17 protein-coding genes are annotated in these 19875 nt (G+C 69.2%); all 17 read left to right on the forward strand.

Annotation, left to right across the window (positions count from 1 at the left end; genetic code table 11):
• The 17 genes from ABZ453_RS34025 to ABZ453_RS34105 all read left to right on the forward strand — a co-directional run bounded on the left by ABZ453_RS34025 (nucleotide 1) and on the right by ABZ453_RS34105 (nucleotide 19711).
• Complete coding sequence (locus ABZ453_RS34025) at nucleotides 1-864, forward strand: hypothetical protein (RefSeq protein ID WP_359021075.1); 864 nt, start codon at nucleotides 1-3, stop codon at nucleotides 862-864.
• A 21-nt stretch (nucleotides 865-885) separates the two neighbouring features.
• Nucleotides 886-1521 (forward strand): poly-gamma-glutamate hydrolase family protein, encoded by a 636-nt coding sequence (locus tag ABZ453_RS34030; RefSeq protein WP_359021077.1) that lies wholly within the window; start codon nucleotides 886-888, stop codon nucleotides 1519-1521.
• Nucleotides 1522-1523: 2 nt separating this feature from the next.
• Complete coding sequence (locus tag ABZ453_RS34035; RefSeq protein ID WP_359021079.1) at nucleotides 1524-1859, forward strand: hypothetical protein; 336 nt, start codon at nucleotides 1524-1526, stop codon at nucleotides 1857-1859.
• Nucleotides 1859-2395, forward strand: coding sequence for a hypothetical protein (locus ABZ453_RS34040; RefSeq protein ID WP_359021081.1), 537 nt, complete (start codon nucleotides 1859-1861; stop codon nucleotides 2393-2395). The genes ABZ453_RS34035 and ABZ453_RS34040 overlap by 1 nt, the downstream gene beginning before the upstream one ends.
• Nucleotides 2396-2435: 40 nt before the next feature.
• Nucleotides 2436-2708 (forward strand): hypothetical protein, encoded by a 273-nt coding sequence (locus ABZ453_RS34045; RefSeq protein ID WP_359021083.1) that lies wholly within the window; start codon nucleotides 2436-2438, stop codon nucleotides 2706-2708.
• Nucleotides 2708-3133 (forward strand): hypothetical protein, encoded by a 426-nt coding sequence (locus tag ABZ453_RS34050; RefSeq protein WP_359021085.1) that lies wholly within the window; start codon nucleotides 2708-2710, stop codon nucleotides 3131-3133. The genes ABZ453_RS34045 and ABZ453_RS34050 overlap by 1 nt, the downstream gene beginning before the upstream one ends.
• A 73-nt stretch (nucleotides 3134-3206) precedes the next feature.
• Entirely contained in the window at nucleotides 3207-3797 is a 591-nt protein-coding gene (locus ABZ453_RS34055; RefSeq protein WP_359021087.1) for a hypothetical protein, read from the forward strand.
• Nucleotides 3798-3898: 101 nt separating this feature from the next.
• On the forward strand, nucleotides 3899-4423 hold the full coding sequence (locus tag ABZ453_RS34060) for a hypothetical protein (protein ID WP_359021089.1): 525 nt from the start codon (nucleotides 3899-3901) through the stop codon (nucleotides 4421-4423).
• 300 nt (nucleotides 4424-4723) lie between these two features.
• A complete protein-coding gene (locus tag ABZ453_RS34065; protein ID WP_359021091.1) occupies nucleotides 4724-8746 on the forward strand; it encodes a hypothetical protein in 4023 nt (1340 codons plus the stop codon).
• Nucleotides 8739-9782 (forward strand): hypothetical protein, encoded by a 1044-nt coding sequence (locus ABZ453_RS34070; protein ID WP_359021093.1) that lies wholly within the window; start codon nucleotides 8739-8741, stop codon nucleotides 9780-9782. The genes ABZ453_RS34065 and ABZ453_RS34070 overlap by 8 nt, the downstream gene beginning before the upstream one ends.
• Before the next feature lie 66 nt (nucleotides 9783-9848).
• On the forward strand, nucleotides 9849-10817 hold the full coding sequence (locus tag ABZ453_RS34075) for a hypothetical protein (RefSeq protein WP_359021094.1): 969 nt from the start codon (nucleotides 9849-9851) through the stop codon (nucleotides 10815-10817).
• Nucleotides 10817-12019 (forward strand): hypothetical protein, encoded by a 1203-nt coding sequence (locus tag ABZ453_RS34080; protein WP_359021096.1) that lies wholly within the window; start codon nucleotides 10817-10819, stop codon nucleotides 12017-12019. The genes ABZ453_RS34075 and ABZ453_RS34080 overlap by 1 nt, the downstream gene beginning before the upstream one ends.
• Before the next feature lie 90 nt (nucleotides 12020-12109).
• Nucleotides 12110-17266: a hypothetical protein gene (locus ABZ453_RS34085; protein WP_359021098.1), complete on the forward strand. Its 5157-nt coding sequence runs from the start codon at nucleotides 12110-12112 to the stop codon at nucleotides 17264-17266.
• Between the two features lie 10 nt (nucleotides 17267-17276).
• Nucleotides 17277-17660 carry a hypothetical protein gene (locus tag ABZ453_RS34090; protein WP_359021100.1) on the forward strand — a complete coding sequence of 128 codons (384 nt, stop codon included), beginning with the start codon at nucleotides 17277-17279 and terminating at the stop codon, nucleotides 17658-17660.
• 103 nt (nucleotides 17661-17763) lie between these two features.
• Complete coding sequence (locus ABZ453_RS34095) at nucleotides 17764-18171, forward strand: hypothetical protein (protein WP_359021102.1); 408 nt, start codon at nucleotides 17764-17766, stop codon at nucleotides 18169-18171.
• 56 nt (nucleotides 18172-18227) lie between these two features.
• Entirely contained in the window at nucleotides 18228-18551 is a 324-nt protein-coding gene (locus ABZ453_RS34100; protein WP_359021104.1) for a hypothetical protein, read from the forward strand.
• A 338-nt stretch (nucleotides 18552-18889) separates the two neighbouring features.
• Nucleotides 18890-19711: a hypothetical protein gene (locus ABZ453_RS34105; RefSeq protein ID WP_359021106.1), complete on the forward strand. Its 822-nt coding sequence runs from the start codon at nucleotides 18890-18892 to the stop codon at nucleotides 19709-19711.
• Nucleotides 19712-19875: the final 164 nt, after the last annotated feature.

A 19875-nucleotide genomic window follows, 5' to 3' on the forward strand; every position in this document is an offset into this window, starting at 1 on the left:
GTGGTCTTCGACTATGAACCCATGTACGGCGGGGCGCACTACGACCCCGACCCGGCCGGCGGAGTCGTCAGCCGCCTGGACCTGTACGGCACGGCCGACCGCAGCGGTCCGGTAGTCGCCGCGGCGACCACGGTCACCCGGCTACGCCCCGGGGTGTACCGGTTCGACCTGCCCGAGGTACCGCCGGGCCGCTACTGGGGCATGGTCACCTTCACCCCGAGCGACGGGGCCCAGCCGGTCAAGGACACCAGCGTGCGCCTCGACCTGCCTATGGGCATGGGCCTCGTCGCCTCCCCGGAAGCCGTCGCCGACGCACTCGGCGTACCGCTCCCGATCACTGCCGAGCAGCGCAGCGCGCTGGAGACGGCCATCCGCAACGCGCAGGCCGACGTGGTGGGCTACCTCAACCGCCCGGTCGTGCCCAGGGCCATCACCCTGCGCGCCGTCACGCCGTTCTTCACCGGCGACCTGGACGACGCCGACTCCTGGCCCCTGCCCGACCAGGACGACACCGTCCGCGTCATCGCCTACCGGCCGCACCCAGATGGCACCTACGACGTCGACTTCCTGGTGGGCCTCAACGGCGCCACCGAGGAGACCATCGTCCGCTACGTCACCGCGCACGCCGCAGAGTCAGAGCGGCAACGGCCCGGCGGAGTGGGCAACTCGGGGCGCCGCGTGTCCTCGGTGAGCGCCGAGGGACAGTCCATCTCCTACGAGTCCGCGCCCACTGCTGGTCAGGCCGGAGCGCTCCCCGCGCTCGAGTCCCTGAACCGGCTACGCCGCCGCCTCTACCAGCCACTCAACCGTCCGCCGCGCCCGCCCTGGCCGTACTCCACGTACCGCGGCCGCCGGTCTTTCTGATCCACGAAAGGAGCGCCCCCGATGGGCGACCTCTACCAGTCCTACGGGGAGCTGGCCGGCGGCCAGATCGAAGGCATCGACTATCAACGGATCTGGCGCGTCTCCCAGGTCTCCACCCTGCTGCACCTGGCCGTGCACGGGGGCGGGATCGAGACCGGCACGACCGAACTCGCCGACGCGGCCGCGGCCGACATCCACGACTTCTACAGCCTCGACGCCTTCAAGCCCGCAGGCAGCAACGCCGACTTGCACATCACGTCGACCCGGTACGACGAGCCGCAGGCCCTCGCGATGGCGCAGGCCGCCACCCACTGCGTCTCATGGCACGGAGCGACGGGCGCCACGGCGTTCACCTATCTCGGAGGCATGGACTTCAACCTCCGCGACCAGATCGGCCAGTGCCTCAAGGACGCGGGGTTCACCGTGCAGCTTGCCACCGAGGAGCTGAACGGCAACGACCCCACGAACATCTGCAACCGGACCAGCCGCGGTATGGGCGTCCAGCTCGAGATCAGCACCACCCAGCGCGCGGCGTTCTTCCTCAACGGAGACATGACCCGGGCCAACCGCAAGAACACGACCGCTGCGTTCACGACGTACGTCAACACGGTCAAACTGGGCATCTCCAAGGCCCTCGTGGTGGCTGGGGCAGGCTGATCATGGCCGTCGTCCTCCCGAACGCCCTGCTGACCGTGTACGCCCTCGCTCATCCCTGGGGCCGGGACGCCAACGGTGTGCCCGTCCCGCCGAACCCGAACCAGAAGCCGGCCCCGCGCGGGACGTGGCCCGGGTCGGTCCTGCAGCAGGACGACGGCTCATGGACGGTACGGCTCGATCCGCAGGCCTGGCCGGTCAAGGAGGGCGACACCATCAGCGACGAGACAGGCCGGTCCTGGACGCTGACGAACACCCCCCGCCATCACGCGGTGCCCGGCTGCCCGGATGTCGACTACGTCCAGGCTGCCGCGACCCTGAACCCGCCCGAGGTGCTGTGATGGCCGGCGCCAAGTTCACGCCGACCCAGGGGCTTGAGGAGGCCCTGGCCCGCATGATTGCCCCGGCGGTGCAGCGCATCGCGCACCAGGTCGAGATCGAGGCAAAGCGGCTGGCCCCGCCCACCAAGCGATGGGTGACCGTCGGCGACGACAAGGTCCGCCCCACCCACGTCGCGGCCCAAGGCCAGGAAGTCCCCGGGAACCTGCGCTTCTCGATCAACTCCATGCGATGGGACATCGAACACCGCGGCGTAGGCGCGCAGACCTACATGCTCGAGCCTCGCGACGAGAGCTCCCGGGCCGTGGCCAACCTCAAGAACTGCCGCTGCACGACGCACAAGGACCCCGAGGGCATCGCCCGGCACATCAACACGGGGCAGCCGGTCGTGGCCGGTAAGAAGGTCACCGTCACCGTGTCCGTGCAGGCCCCGAAGGTCGTCGAGGCCGAGGTGGGCACCGTCTACCCGGGCAACCTGCGAGCGGACGGCGCACACTTCATGTCCCGCGCGGCCGCCATCGTCGCCGCCCGCCGCTGACGGCGCGACACAAGCCGGCCGGGCCCCCACAGTGCCCGCCATGGCTACGAACACCACCACCAGGAAGCCCGCCACCGCGGCGGAGGAGAACACCGAGGCCGTCACCGAGACCGCCGAGGCCCGTCCCGAGCACACCCGCCGTACGCCCGACGTCGTCGGCCCGCCTCTCGGCGAGGACGAGAAGCCGGTCCCCGTCACCCTGTCCCATCACCTGCGGATCGACGGCACCGACTACGCCCCGGGCGCCGAGATCCACGTGTCCCCCGACTACGCCCGCCGCCTGCGTGGCCAGGGCTTCATCGCCCGCACCTGATGACCGAGTTGACCCTCGCCGACGCCGACCCGGTCTCCGTGCTCCTGGCGTGGCTCCAGCAGAGCGACCAGGCCGCCGACGCCCTCGGCGGCCCCGGCCGTGTGTCCGGCATCCCCGAGGCGCCGTGGCCGCACCTGGTCATCGGCCACGGCCCCGGCGGAGACCTGCGGGACCTGAACTGGGCGACGGCACCGGAGGTGACCCTCGAGGTCCACGGGGATCCGGGCGGCTGGCCCGGCAAGGCCGAGCTGCGCCGCATCCTCGTGCGCTGCGCGACGGCCGCCAAGGGCATCGTCGAGGCTCCGCACACGCCCGGCCAACCCGTCGTCAACGGCGTGAAGCCATCCGGCCTTCTGGTCTGGTCGCCGCTCGTCGACGGCCAACCCCGATGGCTGATGAACCTCTCGGTGACCCTGCACCCGTGACGACGCGACGTTAACCACCCCGGCTCTCCAAGGTGTCCGCGCCCTAGCACCGGACACCTTGGAGAACCCCGTCATGGCAGGCGAGACCACCAACAACAACCAGATCGTCATCCCGTCGATCACCCGGGTCTATCTGGCCCCCGTCGGCACGGCCGCGCCCGCCGACGCGACCGTGGCGATGCCCGCCGCACTGCGAAGCGTCGGCCTCACCACCGAGGACTCGCTCAAGTTCAACTCCGAACCGAACTTCGAGCAGGTCAAGTCCGCCCAGTCCTCGTACCCGACGCGCACCTTCCAGACCTCCGACGCCGCGACCATCGAGGTCGACCTGCAGCAGTGGTCCGGTGACAACTTCGTGGCCGTGTACGGCGGCGGCACGATCTCGACCATCAGCGTCGCCGGGCCGCCAGCGGCCACGCACTACAAGTTCACCCCGCCGCGGATCGGCTCTCGTACCGAGGTGATGGCCGTCATCGAGGTCATCGACGGCGGCAAGCACTACCGGTACGTCATTCCCCGCTGCATGCAGATGGAAGGCGTCTCCAAGGACCTCGCGAAGACGAAGGAGGCCGTGCTGCCTCTCAGGCTCGCGGTCCAGGGCGGAGACGAGCTCGATGCCTGGTACGTCCTCACCGACGACCCGGCGTTCGCGCCCGCGACGTGACCTCTCGCGGCAGCGCGCGACACAAGCCCCACCGGCTTGCCAGTGTCCGCGCGCTGCCGCACACGGCAACCCAGCTACGCACTCAAGAAGAGGTCACCCACATGTCGTTCGTCATCGACCTGGACGCCGAGCGCCGCGAGGTTCAGTACCCCGACGGCATCCCGGTCAAGTTCGGCGGAGAACAGTTCAACTTCCCGGCGGAGCTGCCGGCGGAAGCCCTCGACCCGATCCTGTCCGACGAACTGGACCTGGTCGGCCTCCTGGGCGAGGTCCTCGAGTCGTCCGACGGCGACGCCGGCGTCAAGGAAGTCGTCAACGCTCTGTTCCGGCGCCCGTCCCTGCCGCGCAAGTTCCTCGAGGCGATCCGCGCGACGTACGCGATCCTCCTGGGCGACCAGCACGAGGAGTTCCTCAAGCGCCGCCCGTTCATCGGCGACTACGTCCGCCTCACCACCGGCCTGACCAAGGTCTACGGGGTTGAGCTGGGAAAGCTCTTTCGGTCGGCCGACTCCTCCGAGAGCGATTCGGAGACCTCGAGTCCGACCTCTCCCGATACCACCGGATCGACGCCCGACGCGTCTGGCTCCGCCCCGGACAGCCCGGATTCCTCGGACTCCGACGGCTGATCTCCCTCGTCGACGGCCTGCCAGACGACTCCCAGGTCCGCTCTATCCCCCTCGGGGGCTGGAACCGGCACCTCGAGCTACTGGCGCTGATCGTCGAGGAGATCGGGCTCCTTGCCGCAGAACGGCGGCGTGAGGAGCCGACCACCATCGTTCGCCCGCCGCGCCCCGGCACCGCGCCGCGCAGCAGCTCCAGCCCCACCAGGCCTCAGCCGCCGCAGCCCGCTCCGGAACCGCCGGCGCCCCGCATGACCGGCCACCGCCAGATGCTCATGGCCGCCATGCAGAGAGGAATGGTCCGCAGTGTCTGAGGGCCTGCAGGCTGGCCGCCTCGATGTGCCGGTCGTCGCCGACCTATCCGGGTTCGCGGCGAAGCTGCGCAGCGAGGTCGAGGCGGCCGCCGAGGGCCTGGCCGCAAAGATCAAGGTCGAGGTCAACGCCAAGGGGCTCCGCAAGCAGCTCAAGAAGGCTGTCGAGGAGGCCTCCAAGGGCATCACGGCCAAGGTCAAGGTCAAGGTCGACGAGGAGCGGTTCCGTGCCGAACTGGACGGGATTCGGCGCCGCCTTGACGATGCCGACCTGCACCTTCCCGTCCGGCCGGACGGCGACGGCGACGGCTCCCGCCGGGGCGGCCTCCTCGGCGGGCTGCGCGGCCTCATCGGAGGCGCCCAGGACGAAGCCAACCGCAGGCCGGTCAACGTCCCGGTACGGGCCAAGATGCCCGGCGGCCGCGGGGCGCTGATCGGCGGACTCCTCACTCTCCTCGAGCCTGCGGTCGCTCTGATCACCCAGTACGGCGCGGGCCTGACCGCGCTGGTCTCCGCGGCCGCACCCGCGGTCGGTGTCCTCGGCGCGATACCCGGGCTGATCGCCGCCGCAGGCACCGCCGCGATCGGCACGAAGATCGCATTCTCCGGGTTCGGCGACGCCCTCAAGGAGACGCTCAAGGTCCAGCAGCAGCAGGCCGCCGGAACCAAGGTCACCAAGGCCGAGCAGCAGAAGCTCGACATGGCGGTGAGCAAGCTGTCCGGCTCGGCGCGGAGGTCCGTCAAGGACATCGCGTCACTGTCCGGCGCGTGGGACAAGGTCAAGAAGTCCGTCAGTGAACGGTTCTTCTCCCGCATCGACGGCGACATCAAGCCGTTGGCGAAGGCCACGCTTCCCCTGCTGAAGAGTGCCCTCGGCGACTCGGCCTCCCAGATGGGGAAGCTCGCCGACCGCGGCGCCCAGTTCATGAAGTCCGGCGTCTTCCGCAAGGACTTCAAGACGATCGCGGGCACGAACTCCCGCGTCATCGGCAACCTGACCAACGGCCTGGCCAACATGGGCCACGCCACGCTCGACTTCCTGGTCGCCTCCGGCCCGTTCGTCGAGCGGGTCAGCCAGGGCGGCGAGCGCATGACCCAGTGGGTCCGGGCGCAGGTCCAGGCCGGGCGGGAAACGGGCAGCCTCGCGAAGTTCCTGGACCACGCCGGAGACGCTGCCGGACAGCTCGGGCGTGCCACCGGGAGCCTGATCAAGGGCCTCGGTGGCGTCGGCAAGGCCGCCATGGACACCGGCGGCGCCCTGCTCGACGGCCTCGAGGGCAGCATGAAGCGCTTCGAGCGCTACGCCCAATCGGGCGCCGGCCAGAAGGCGATGAAGCAGTATTTCTCTGACTCTGCGCCCGCCTTCCACGAGGTCAACCTGCTGTTCGGCGACATGATGCGCGGCCTCGGCAAGTCCATGAAGGACGGCGGCATCGTCGACCTGGTCCGGCAGATCCGCGTCCAGTTGATGCCCGCGCTGGGGACGTTCTTCAACTCCCTGGGGCAGACCGTCGGCCCCGCGATCATCTCCGTCATCTCGAACATCGCCGAGGCCATCGGCAACCTGTCGGCGGCCGGCAGCGGTCTCGGTGTGCTGCTCGTGGCCTTCAACGGTCTCCTACACGCCGTCAACTCGGTGACGAGCGCCTTCCCTGCGCTGAACACCGTGGCGGCGATCCTCCTGGGCACGATGCTGTCGCTGAAGGTCATCAGCAGTATCGGCACCATGCTGCGCGGCTTCGGCACGTCGGTCGTGGCCGCCGGCACCAACGTCAGGACCCTGAACAACACGCTGCGCGGTACAGCGACCGCGGGCGGCACGAGCATGAGCCTCTGGGGCCGAATGACCGGCGTCTACAGCCGGGTTTCCCAGCAGGGCAACCGCCTGACCGGGACCCTGCGCGGTATCGGTGCCGCCAACAGGGTTGCCGTGCGGGCGATCGGTGGCGTCACCGGCGCACTGGGCGGCCCCCTCGGTATCGCCATCGCCGCGGCGACGATCGGTCTCGGCTGGCTCGCCTCTAAGCAGGAGGCCGCGGCCCGCGCCGCGCAGGCGCACGAGGAGCAGGTGCAGAACCTGGCCCAGGCCCTGGCCCAGTCCAACGGCGTTGTCGACGCCAACGTCCGGGCGCAGGCAGCGACCTACCTGCAGGACGTCAAGCTCGCCGATGGCAAGGGGAAGCTCGTCGACGTCTTGCGCGACGCCGACGTGAGCCTCAAGGACGTCACGAACGCCTACCTGTCCCAGGGCGGCTCAGTCGACGACCTGCAGAAGAAGCTGATGAGCCTGGCTGACGCCACGAAGTATTACAAGAGCTATGCCGCCGACAAGGCGTCCGTGCTCGTGTACTCGGAACAGGGCGAGAAGTACAAGGCCGCTGCCGACGCCCTCGGGGACATGAGCGGCACTCTCAAGGAGACGAAGAAGCGGCAGCAGGAACTCACCGACGCGACGAACGGCGGCACCGCCACCGGCACGACGGCATACGACCGCCTGCAGACGGCCGTCCAAGGCTTCTCCGACAAGACCAAGTCGGCGGACGAGCGGACCCAGGCGCTCAAGTCGGCACTGGACGCCCTCAACGGCAATACCCAGTCGTTCCACGACGCCGAGGCACAGCTCAACTCCGTGATGCTCCAGATCGACGACACGATGAAGTCGAACATCGACAAGGCGGACGGCTGGGGCAAGGCGCTCGTCGGCAACGACAAGTTGGTGGACACGAGCACCAAGAACGGCCAGACCCTGAACAGCCAGCTCACCGACCTGCGCGACAACATGCTGGCCGTCGCCACCAAGGCGCAGGAAGCTGGGGAACAGGGCCTGATGCCCATGTCCGAGGCGATGGACAAGAGCCAGAGCGCCATGGAGAGCGCCCGGAAGAAGGCCCTTGAGCTCGCCCGGGACTTGGGTATCCCGAAGGGCCAGGCGAAGGCCCTGGTCGATCAGATGGGATTCGTCCCGGAGACCATCACCACCCTGGTCACGGCCAAGGGCATTCCGGAGGCGACTGCCGAGGTCCTGGCCCTGCGCGGCAAGCTCGAGAGCATCCCGCCGGGCAAGGGCATCCAGATCAACGCGCCCACGGTGGCCGCCCGCGAACAGCTCGAGGCGCTCGGCTTCACCGTGCAGCGGATCCCCGGCAGTAAGAAGGTGTCGGTCTCGGCCCCGACCGGGGGCGCGCGCGTGAACATCGCCGCCCTGGCGCAGGACATCGCCAACGCCCCGGACAAGAAGAAGGTCACGGTCCAGGCGATCATCCAGAAGGCCGCGGGCGACCTGAAGAACGTTCAGCAGAAGGTCGCGGGCCTGCCCAAGGGCAAGAGCATCGAGGTCAAGACGCCCACCGCGGTTGCCCAGAAGGCGCTCAAGGATCTCGGCTACAAGATCCAGAACGTGGACGGCAAGGGCGGCAAGAAGGTCCGGATCACCGCGCCGAACGCCACCCCGCTCGCCCAGGTCCAGCGAGTCCAGACCGCGATCAACAACCTGACCGGCAAGACCGTGCACGTCACCGTCCAGTACAGCGAGTCAGGCAAGCCGGCCGTGGTCCGCACGCACGCGGACGGCGGCATCGTCCAGTACGCCAACGGCGGCATCCGCCGCGCCGCGAACCGCCTCCGTGCCTTCGCGGCCGGCGCCGAGAACCACATCGCCCAGATCGGCAAGCCCGGTGAATGGCGCCTGTGGTCGGAGCCGGAGACCGGCGGCGAGGCCTACATCCCCCTGGCCCCCGGCAAGCGCAAGCGCAGCGAGGCAATCCTCGAGAAGGTCGCGGAGATGTTCGGCGGCCGGGTCGTCTACTTCGCCAATGGCGCGCTGCGCCAGTACGCCCAGGGCGGCGTACGGACGCGCGCCACCACCGTCAGGCAGCGAGCGGCGGCCGCCCAGGCAGCCGGGTCGCTCGTCGGCGGTGACCTCAATTTGAACATCGGTGCCGTGGACAGCACCGGCACCGCATTGGAGGACGCCATGTTCGAGCTGCGCCGGATCCGCCTGGGAGGCAGCTATGCGTGACGGCGAATGGCTCCTCGGCTACTCCCCTTACGACAACTTCCCCGGCGCGTCCCTGACGTTCGGCCGCGAAGCGCAGGGCATCTACTGCCTGAGCGAGCCGGACATCACGTTCGCCGACATGGACCTGGCCGACTCAGCGCTGCCCGGCGAGGACGGCATCCGCATGGGCCGCGACTACCAGCGCGCCGCCACCGTCACGTTCGAGCTCGGCGTCGACGGCGTCGGCGGCCCCATCGACCTGCATTGGCCGATGCGCCCGTGGACGCGAGGAACCCGGGTCGGCGACTGGAGCAACACCGAGGCGGTGCTCGCGGCCTACAACAAGAAGGACCAGGGGACGTACCAGTGGGGCCTCGACGGCGTGAACATGCTGCGGCAGGTGTGGCGGGCCGACAGCATCCGCCAGAAGGCCGGCCGGGTCGCGTGGCTGGTGCACAGCTCTGGGGGACGCACCCGCCAGTTGTACGGGCGGCCGCGGAAGTTCGCTGTCTCCCACTCCCGCCTGTCCCGTCAGGGCTACACGCCCGTCGTCTGCGAGTTCGCGGCCGTCGACGATCGGTTCTACGAGCAGACGGAGAAGGAAGTCGAGCTGTACGACCACCAGTTCATTGGGCTGCCGGGGCGGCCCGGCCGGATCGGGGGCGGGGCCTGGCTGTTCACGTCGAAGAAGACCGCTTCGTTCCAGCAGCGCGGCACGCTCAACACGTACCCGTACATCGAGATCTACGGGCCGTGCAAGAACCCGAAGGTCACGGTGACGCCGGCGTTGTGGGAGGTGCAGCTCTCCATGACGATCGCCGATGGCGAGCACGTCACGATCGACGCCCGCCCGTGGGCGCGTACGGTCACCCACTACACGAGCTCGTCGTCGAAGTCGGTGGCGGACAAGCTGACCAGGTCGAGTCCGCGGCTGTCGCAGATGTTCCTCCCGCCCGGGTATTGGACGGCGTCGCTGTCCTACACCAAGTCGTCGGCCCGACCCCTCGAGGGGCCGCGGATTCGGATGGCCTGGCGTGACGCGTACTCGTGGTGGTGAGCGGGCGACAGTAGACGCCGCGGCCTCCCACTCTCTCCTCTCCCGTACGGAGAAGGAGAACAAGTCATGGCGTGGGACGGCATCCCCTGGTTCATCGAGGGCACGGCAGCGTCCGAGGAAACGCTGCGCCTGATCGTCGAGGCGGCAGCCTGCGGCGGGGAGGGCGTCATCGCCCCCGCCGACCTCCTCGTCACCGCGCTGGACGCCCCGGCCGGTGCTGTGCAGGTCGCGCCGGGGGCCATGGTCGCGAAGCGGCGTGTAGCCGCGGGCGGCGGCGATCAGTCGTACGCGGCCCGCATGCCGACGTCCGAGCAGGTGGACATCGAGCCGACGTCCTCCGACGGAGGACGGTCGGACCTGATCATCGCCAGGGTTGAGGACCCCTACGGCGGGGAGACGTGGCCAGCACCGGAGGACCCGACGCTCGGCCCGTATGTCTTCACCAGGGTCATCCCCGACGTGCCGCCCGGCACCACGAGCATCCTCGACATCGACCCCGACTCCACCGCCATCACGCTCGCCCGGGTCGACCTGCCGCTGTCGACGACCGCCATCACCGCCGGCATGGTTACCGACCTGCGGCAGCTCGCCCGGCCGCGCACGCAGACCTCACGCCGCTACCTGCCCGGCGCCTGGACGGCACCGGACGACGTCGGCCCCATCACCGACGTCTGGGAGGCCTTCCCGCTCGGCGCAACGTGGACGGAGAAGGTGCCGGAGTGGGCGACGCACGTGAGCCTGCACGTCCACATGACGGGCTTGCTCCACCCGGACACCACGGAGGCCCGCGGGCAGGTACGGGTGTCGTTCAACGACCAGCACGGTGTCGGCATGCCGTACGGGGCCACCCAGGCGGGCAGGCTCGCCGTCCAGGCCGGGCACAAGTTCCTCCTCGACCCCACCGACCGCGGGCAGATGCGGGACATCGACATCGAGGGCATCGGCACGGCCGGCTTCACCGGCGTGCTGCGCGCGGACGCGTACACGGTGCTGTCGCTCGAGGTCACGTACTCGCAGGAGCCGGTGAAGGCCTGATGAGCGGGTGGCGGTACATCGCGATGCGCGCGGTGTCGGGTGACTTCCTCGACTGGGACGTGCCGTTCGTTGCCGATTCCCCGCCCAGGCGCGAGTTGAACGGGCCCGGCCAGATGACGGGGAAGATCGAGCCGGAGTATCTGCGGCTGATGGCCAAGCCCGACGGCCTACCGGTCATCTCCGAGTGGTCGACGGCCCTGTTCGCCGAGTTCGAGGGCCGTATCCGGTGGGGCGGCCTGGTCACGAACCTGTCGTTCGAGGGCCAGGCGATGAAGGTGTCGTGTGCCGGTTACACCGCCTACCCCAGCGGCATGCCCTACCTCGGGTCGGTCATCCGGTCCGGCGCGAAAATAGCCCAGAAGTGGGCGTATGACGGAAAAGACAAAAATCACGACGGCTACATCGACGGCACCCACCCCAAGAAGAAGATGCCGAAGAAGCCGAAGAACAAGGTCAGCACCCGGTGGGATGCCTACGACGTCGTGCGGACGATCTGGGCCCATCTGCAGGACTACAAGATGGGCAAGTTGGGCGTCACCCTCGACGGCCATGACTCCGGATACAAGCTGGGCGCCTCGAGCGGCGAGGACCCGTGGGAACTGCTGTGGTGGGACAACCCCGACTGTGGCTCCACGATCACCGACGTCATGAACCTCGCGAAGGGCGATTTCCTCGAGCGGCACTACTGGGACGGCACGAAGGAGAAGATCCTTCACCACATCGACCTGGGCACACGGCGACTCGGCAAGTCCCGCTCCGACCTGCGCTTTGCTCAGGGCGAGAACGTGATCGAGATCGCGACCCCCAACTACCAGGGGGACTTTTTCGCGAACAACGTGTACGTGCTGGGCAAGGGCAGCGGCCAGAAGACGGCCCGGGTCCGCGTCGTCGTCGACGACAAGCGGCTACGCCGCGCGAAGATCATCGCGCACAAGAGCACCGCGAACGCGAGGACGCTGACCGAGTACGGCAAGAAAGAGCGGGCCAAGCACAGCGAGCAACTCACGATCCCGTCCATCGCGGTCCGGCACCATCCCAATGCCCCGCTCGGCTCGTGGGCGCTCGGCGACCGCATCCTTCTGCAGGTCGAGGTGCCGTGGGTGGGCGAACTCGCCATCTGGCACCGCGTCGTCTCCGAGGAGATCGACCCCGCGGCCGGCACCGCGGTCCTCTCCCTGACCCGCGCCGACTTCTACGGCTGATCAGGCCGCGACACTAACCCCTCCTCCCTTCCACTCTCCCGCTGCCCCGGAGATCCCGGCGGCCGCGAGAGACACGGACGGGAGGACGGGGTGTCGTCCTTCAACCTGGACGAGCGGGAGAAGCGGAAGCAATTCGCCTCCTACTTCAAGGAGCTCGAGGACCGGCTTGCCGCGCTTGAGCGCTCCAACCAGCTCAACAACGCCAGCATCGAGGGCGGCACCCTCGACATCTACGACGAGGAAGGCACCCTCAAGGGCTCCGTCGGTGTCCAGCCGGACGGCGCCGTCGCCCTGGTCCCCGACCCCGTCAACACCACACCGCCCCCGACCCCGACGGCCCCGACCGTCGAGTCCGCCCTCGCCGGTCTCCTGATCGCCTGGGATGGCGCGTGGGCCGACGCCGAGACGGCACCCAGCGACTTCGCCCTCATTCAGGTCCACGTCGGGACGACCGAGGCCTTCACACCGAACGTGACCACCCAGGTCGCCACGATCACGGCCTCGCTCGGCGGTTCGGTCACCGTGCACATCGAGGGCTACGACCCCGTGTTCGTGTGCCTCGTCGCGCAGAACACCGCGCTGCTGACTGGGGGGCCGTCGGCCAAGGTCCAGGGGCAGGCTCGGCAAGCGGTCGGCCAGGACCTCATCGACGGCATGATCACCGAGGTCAAGCTCGCCCAGGGCGCCGTCACCGAGGCGAAGATCGCGCTTGAGGCCGTCACCAGCGAGAAGGTGAAGGCCGGGGCGATCAACGATCTGCTCCTGGCGGACGACGCGGTCACGGCCGCGAAGCTGGCCGCCGGCGCGGTGGACTCCACAGCCCTTGCCGACGGGGCAGTGCTCAGCGAGAAACTCGCCGCCAACGCCGTCACTCAGGCCAAACTCGCCAACGGCGCGGTGACCGAACTCGCCCTCGCCAACCAGGCCGTCACCGCGGCGAAGGTCGCCGCCGCCGCGATCGACTCCACGAAGCTCGCCGACGCCGCGGTCACCGCGGCGAAAATCGGCAACGCGGCCGTCACGACCGGCAAGATCGCCGCCCAGGCCGTCAACATCAACGCGCTCACCGCGGCGCTCGCCGACACCACCTCTCAGCGCTACGTCGACGCGATGGGCGACCCCACGGCGTGGACGGTCACCCAGTCCGGTACCGGCGCCTCCTGGTCCCACCTGAGCGGGGTCACGGATGCCCCGACCGGGCAGACCGTCGGCCAGGCCGCGGGCTTCATCCGTATCCGCGGCACTACCCAGATCCCGTACGACCCTGACGTCCTGTACCGGTTCTCGGCACGGGTCCGCGCGACAGCGCAGCCCGCGACCGCGGATGTTGTGTACGTCGGCGCGCTCGGTATCGGCGCGGACGGGGTCACGCTCGTCAACCGGGACGGCGCGAACTCCGCGAACAGCCAGTATTACGTGGCCGCGTCCGGCAAGTCCGTTGGCACCGCGGACGGCTGGGTGACCGTCATCGGTTTCCTCAAGGGCCGCGCCGCCACGGGCGCCTCGGGCTCCGCGGGCCCGAACAACGACCCGCGGTCCCCGGGCACGGTCCACGCGAACGTCCGGTTCATCTCGCCGTACGTCTGGCTCAACTACAACAACCAGACCGGCGTGGCCGGGACGATGCAGGTCGACGCCGTCACCGTCGAGGCCCTCAAGACGGGCGTAGTCGACAGCGTCAACCTGGTCGCGGGCAGCGTCACCACCGCGGCGATTGCGACCGACGCGGTCACCGCTACCCAGATCGCGGCGGGCGCGGTCACGGCATCCGAGATCGCCGCCGGGGCCGTGACAACGGCGAAGTTGGCGGCCGGCTCCGTCACGGCCAACGAGATCGCTGCGAACACCATCACGGCCGGACAACTCGCCGCGAACTCCGTCACCGCTACACAGCTCACAGCAGGCAGCGTGCAGACGGCCGCGCTCGCCGCGGACGCCGTAGCCGCGGGGAAGGTCGCCGCTGACGCCATCACGGCCCGGGAACTCGCGGCGAACTCCGTCACAGCCGCGGAGATTTCCGCTGGGTCCGTCACGGCGGCCGCTCTGGCGGCCGGGTCGGTCACCACCGACAAGCTGACCGTCGCGGGCGGCGCCAACCTCCTGACCGACCCCTCGTTCGAGGGCGCCTACAGCGCCGCCCTGGTCGCTAACGACTCGTACTTCTCCATCGACACGACCGGCAACGGGTCGCCCAAGTCCCTCAAACTCAACGCCGTTGCGGGAGCCGTCACCACCCGCTCCAAGAAGATCACCAGCTTTCCCATCATCCCCGGGGATCAACTGTTCATCGCGTTCGACTACCTAGCCTCCAGCGACTACTCGTCAGGGGGCATCCCGAAGGTCTACGCGAAGTGGGAGGACTCCACCGGCGCGACGCTCGGGTGGGGTGTCGCTCAGCCCACGACGGTTGTCCTCGGCGGCAGTACGTGGAACCGGCCCACCGCAACCGTCACCGCGCCCGCAGGGACCGTGCAGGCGTCCATCTGGGCAGAGAGCTTCACGGCGTCGGCCGGAACGCTCTGGTTCGACAATGTCGCCGTCCGCCCCGTGGTGGCGGGCGTGCAGATCGCCGACGGTGCGATCACCACGCCGAAGATGGTCGCCGGGTCCATCCAGGGCGACCGGATCGCGGTCAACACCCTGAACGCCGACCGCATCGTGTCCGGCTCGATCACCACGAGCCAGCTCAACGTCACCACCGCGGCGAGCGTGCTGCAGAAGTTCTACGACGTCGGCGCGGACGCGGCGAAGTGGCGCACCGGCGGCTCGAGCACCACCACGGTCACCACCCCCTCGAACCTGACCTCGGTCCAGGTAGCCGACGCCCAGGCCGGCGGATCGGCCATGCGCGCGGTCGGTGGAGTTGTCGCCGCGTGGCGGCCGGACGTGCTCATCCCGTTCGACCCGAACATCCTCTACCGCGTCTCCGTCGTCGCCCGGCAGACCGTCGCGGGCAGCGACACCACGCAGCAGCGGCTCTACATGGGCGTGGCCGGCGTGGCAGCGGACGGCACCACCCTGGTCAACACCACCGGCGCCGCCTCCGCGGCCTCGCAGCACTACATCGCCGCCTCCTCGCAGAACCTCACCGCGGGCAGTGGATGGCAGCGCTTCACCGGCTACCTCAAGGGCTACGCGGCAGCCGGCGCTACCGCCACCCAGGGCGCCACCACCGCACCCACCACGCCGGGCATACTGCACGCGAACGCCCGCTACATATCGCCGCTGTTCTACGCGAACTACAGCGGCGGAACCGGCACCGCCGAGATCAGCTCCATCACGGTCGAGGTCATCGAGACCGGCGCGGTGCAGACCGTCAACATCGCCGACGGCGCCATCACGGCCCCGAAGATCATTGCTGGGGCGGTCACCACCGACAAGCTCACCGCGCTTGCCGTCACCGCCGAGAAGATCGCTTCACTCGCGATCACCACCGACAAGCTGGCCGCCCTGTCGATCACCGCGGACAAGATGGCCGTGAACAGCGTGACGGCAACCGCCATCGCCGCGGGCTCCATCGACGCCACCCACATCAAGGCCGGGGCGATCACCGCCGACCGGCTGTCACTTGGCACCGACGGCAACCTCATCGCCGACCCCTCGTTCGAGGGCGCGATCTCCACCGGCCGCGCTTCGACGAGTACGTACTGGTCCATCGTCAGCCCCGGCAACAACACCCCGCAGGCGCTGCAGGTGAACGCCGCCAATCCCACGGCCATCACCCGCTCCATGACACTGGCCACGGTGCCAGGGATGCCCGGTCAAAAGCTGTGGCTGTCCATCGACTACTACGCCTCCACCGACTGGGACGGCCTCCGGGCCAGCTTCTACGGGCAGTGGCTGGACACGGCCGGGAACATCCTGGGGTACAGCACCGTGACCACCGGAGACAACGCAGCGGTCAAGGGCGCATGGACCACGCTGAGCGGTGTCCCCGACGATGCGGCCCCCGCCGGCACGACCCAGCTCCGCATCGCGTGCTCCACCGTCAACTCCAGCGTCGGCACCGTCCAGTACGACAACGCGAGGGCGCGCATCGTCCTCGCGTCCGGTATCGCCGGGGCGCGGGCCGAGCTCAGCCCGCGCGGTCTGCAGCTGTTCGACGACGACGGTGACGAGGCCGTCGCGCTGATGAGCGGACGCCCCAACTACCTCACCTTGTCCGCCGACGGGGTGCCGGTCGCCACGATCGACCAGGGAGGTAATGCCGGGTTCCAGTCACTGGCCATCGCGGACACGGTGACCATCGGCGGCGACGACATCACCACGATCCTCGACCAGCGGCCACGCGGCATCATCGCCTACGGCGTACCGGCTACGACCGTGACATCGACGGGCACAGAGATCGGCTTCTTCGAGCTGCCCGCGACGATCGTGACCGGGCGGATGTACCGGATCAAGTTTCACGCGACGGCCGACTTTGACAACGCCAACGATGGCGAGGCACGGGTCTACCTGCGTGACGGCGGTACCGCCACGCCCACGATCACCTCGACGCTGCGTCAGCACGTGATCCTCGCGCCGTCGAACACGGGCCGGTACTGGACGGCCGAGCTCGAGCACGTCGTCCCGGCGAGCGCCCTGGGCGCGGGCCTGCACAGGTTCCTGCTGTCCTTCTACAACGAGGGCGGTACCAGCGGGCAGACGTTCGAGTTGGGTCTCCCCACCACGGGCAGGAGCTGCTACTTCATCGTCGAGGACATCGGCGCCGAGATCCCCAAGACCGGGGTGTACAACACGGGCGGGGGCACGGCCGATCCGCCGGTTCAGCAGTGCATCAAGACCTATTCGGCGACCTGGTCAGGGTCGTACTCGAACCGCGGCTCGTATAACTCGTACTACGGGAACTCCTGCTACCAGGGCTACTACAGCTCGACCAACGGCATGCAGGCGAGCTTGATCGGCTTCTCGTCGTCCCTGGGCACGGACCTGTCCGGCGCGACCATCCAGAAGGCGGAGATCTATCTCTACTTCGATCACTGGTACTACAACAACGGCGGCAGTGCCGTGATCAAGGCCCACAGCTTCACGTCCCGCCCGTCCACGTTCTCCTGTGACCCCGAGTCCAAGACCGTGAGCTGGGGCAAGAACGTCGGCAAGTGGGTCGACATCACCAGCGTGTTCGACTCGACGAAGTGGCGGGGCATTGCCCTGGACCCAAACACCTCCGGCCTGACGTACTACGGCCGCGCACGGGGCTACGGCCAGACCAACCCCCCGAAGCTCCGCGTCACCTACACCAAGTGAGGAGTCCTCAATGCCTGCGCTGCCGCTGCCGTTGGACGTCATGTGTGGTCTCGCGAACGAGGCCTCTTTACTGCCACGCATCCGCATGGCCATCGCTGTTGTCGCACAGGAGGTGTTCGCCGAGGCCTCGGATACGCCCGGCACCCTGATGCGCTGGAACCTGGCGAAGACCGTCCTGAGCCCCACCCCCGCGCAGGCGGCGGGCATGGCTGTCGGCATCGTCTGCTCGCCGCCCATGCTCGCGGCCGCCGCGGGCACCGGCGCCACGGACCCCGCAACCATGGCGGCCGCCATCACTGACGACCAGATCCTCGACGCGATCCGCGCGGGATGGAACGCCGTCGCCGGCATCAGGCCGGACACGGCTGCCCAGGTACAGGAGACGACGACGTAAAGCCTTCCGGTGGTGCAGCGTTCCGGGCTGCGGGGAGCTGCGGGCCTTCGGGCCCCGGCTCCCGCGCACCCAAGCTGACGACCGATGACCGAGGAGGCGCCCCGTGGAGTGGCTCACCTCTCTGGCGCCTGTCCTCTCCCCCCTCTTCGGCATGACTGGTGTGCTGGGCGGGGCGTGGCTGGTGTACCGGGGGAACAAGCGCAAGACCGACACCGACGCGCAGGCGCAGGAGGCCAGCACGTTCGTTGCGTCCGTCCAGACCGTGACCGAGGGGTTCACCAAGCTCCTCGAGCAGCAGCGCGCGACGACCGCGCAGACGCTCGAGCGGGTCACCACTCTGGAGAACCGCGTCGAGCGCCTGGAGGAGGAACAGCGGCAGTGGAGGCGCTGGAAGGCGGCCGCGGTCGAGTACATCCACCAGCTCCGCGCCCTGGTCGCCAAGCTCTACGACCGCCCCGTCCCAGCCCCGCCTCGGGAGATCGCCGAGGACCTGGGCGACGACGCGACGTAAGGCGCCGGCCGCGCGCACAGTCCGCCCGTCACGCACCCACGCATGAAGGGCAACCCATGTCTGCAACGCTCGAATCCCTGACAACCGGCGTCCAGGTCGGCACCGTGCTCCCGCTGCTCACGGCTGTCGTACAGCGCCCGGCCTGGTCGGCGAAGTACAAGAAGGTCGTCGCGGTCGTCGTCGCGCTCGTCGCCGGCGTCGCCACCGTGGCGGCGGACAGCGGCTGGGACCAGTTCGAACACGGCAAGCTGACCATGGCCACCATCCTCGGCGTACTCGCGGCCTCCCAGACGAGCTACGACCTCGTGTGGAAGCCGAGCAAGCTCGCCCCGATCATCGAGGCCCTGACGACCAAGAAGACGCCTCAGCAGGCCGAATAAAGTCCACGGCGCCCGTTCGGCCCCCCGCCGGCGGGTACCATCTGCAGCGAGGTGGCCGTACTGCCGCCGCGAAGAACGCGTCTGAGACACCGGTCAAAGGTGAAATGGGCTGACACGCGCCTCTCGAAAGAGATGGGTGTTCCTGGGCCCGTGGTCCCCTTTGGCCACACGGGTCGACCAACCGGGTGCGTGTAGAGCACTCGGGGCCGGGGAGCGGTTGCTCCTGCGATGATCCGGCACACGCCTCTTCGCGACCGTGCGGCCACCTCGCCTTGTTTCAGCAGGCACCACCAAGGGCTCGAGAGCACGGGCCCCACCCGAAGCGGAGGAACACCCCCATGGCTGATGCGCAGCAGGTCGCGGCCGAGATCAAGCGTCTGTCCCGGATGGGCGACGAGGCGTTCATGGGCGCGGTCGTCGCCTACGTCATGGGCGGCACCGACAGGCGCGCCCTGCGGGACGTCCAGGGCGCGGCTCTCGGGTCACCCCAGCTCGCACCGCGCACGCTTGACGCCCTCGAGACGGCCATGCGGCGGCCGAAGACCTTCAACCCTCTCCAGGAGGGCGAGACCAAGCGGGAGCAGCAGGCCCGCATCGCGCCGTGGCGAGCGACGATCAAGGCCGCCTTGGGCCCGCTCCAGGACGCTGTCGACGACCTGGCCCACGAGCACGCGAAGGAACTGGCGGCCATGGGCGACGACGCATTCACCGATCGGTGGACAGGGTTCGTCCTCGGGGAGCCGGCCCCCGAACCGACGTCCCACCGCGTTGAGGCCCTCGCATTCCGATCACACAAAGTAGCCGGGAGGGCGGTGAGCATCTGCCGCCTGATGCTCGAGGAACCGGCCCAGTTCATGCCCGAGCCGGAGCCCGGAGAGAGCCGTACCGCTCAGCGGCATCGGGTCGAGGGCTTCCGCCTGCGCGTGGAGGCCGAGCTCGCGTTCCTGCGCTACGCCGTCCAGTACGCGGAGGCGCGCCAGGGCCGGATGCCGGCCGAGCCGAACCACCGCCTGCAGGCGCTCAAGCTCCTCGGCCAGGCCCACCCCGAGGAGCTGCTCCAGCTCCTGCGCCAGGTCCGCGGCGAAGACCGCGCGGCCAAGCAAGAAGAGCGCCGCGACCGTCGCGACGTCCGGCGCGCGGCCCGGTCCGGCGCGCAGTAGGGCGCGCTCCCAGCCGATCGTCCACCCTCCAGGGCGCGCCCGATGGCGCGCCCTACGTCATGTCCGGGCGCGCCTGGATTCCTCGGCCGCGCGCGCGGACGGGCGCGGCCCTCGGCGCGGGAACGGACGATCGGCGCGCGCCTGCGCGGCCCACCCCGCCGCTG

It is taken from the genome of Streptomyces sp. NPDC005799 (genome assembly GCF_040630525.1).
Lineage (GTDB): Bacteria > Actinomycetota > Actinomycetes > Streptomycetales > Streptomycetaceae > Streptomyces > Streptomyces griseorubiginosus_B.

Coding starts and splice junctions, on each gene's coding strand:
- ABZ453_RS34105 (WP_359021106.1), top strand. CDS start 18,890: ATGGCTGATGCGCAGCAGGTCGCGGCCGAGATCAAGCGTCTGTCCCGG.
- ABZ453_RS34075 (WP_359021094.1), top strand. CDS start 9,849: ATGGCGTGGGACGGCATCCCCTGGTTCATCGAGGGCACGGCAGCGTCC.
- ABZ453_RS34035 (WP_359021079.1), top strand. CDS start 1,524: ATGGCCGTCGTCCTCCCGAACGCCCTGCTGACCGTGTACGCCCTCGCT.
- ABZ453_RS34070 (WP_359021093.1), top strand. CDS start 8,739: ATGCGTGACGGCGAATGGCTCCTCGGCTACTCCCCTTACGACAACTTC.
- ABZ453_RS34030 (WP_359021077.1), top strand. CDS start 886: ATGGGCGACCTCTACCAGTCCTACGGGGAGCTGGCCGGCGGCCAGATC.
- ABZ453_RS34100 (WP_359021104.1), top strand. CDS start 18,228: ATGTCTGCAACGCTCGAATCCCTGACAACCGGCGTCCAGGTCGGCACC.
- ABZ453_RS34090 (WP_359021100.1), top strand. CDS start 17,277: ATGCCTGCGCTGCCGCTGCCGTTGGACGTCATGTGTGGTCTCGCGAAC.
- ABZ453_RS34045 (WP_359021083.1), top strand. CDS start 2,436: ATGGCTACGAACACCACCACCAGGAAGCCCGCCACCGCGGCGGAGGAG.
- ABZ453_RS34050 (WP_359021085.1), top strand. CDS start 2,708: ATGACCGAGTTGACCCTCGCCGACGCCGACCCGGTCTCCGTGCTCCTG.
- ABZ453_RS34080 (WP_359021096.1), top strand. CDS start 10,817: ATGAGCGGGTGGCGGTACATCGCGATGCGCGCGGTGTCGGGTGACTTC.
- ABZ453_RS34040 (WP_359021081.1), top strand. CDS start 1,859: ATGGCCGGCGCCAAGTTCACGCCGACCCAGGGGCTTGAGGAGGCCCTG.
- ABZ453_RS34055 (WP_359021087.1), top strand. CDS start 3,207: ATGGCAGGCGAGACCACCAACAACAACCAGATCGTCATCCCGTCGATC.
- ABZ453_RS34060 (WP_359021089.1), top strand. CDS start 3,899: ATGTCGTTCGTCATCGACCTGGACGCCGAGCGCCGCGAGGTTCAGTAC.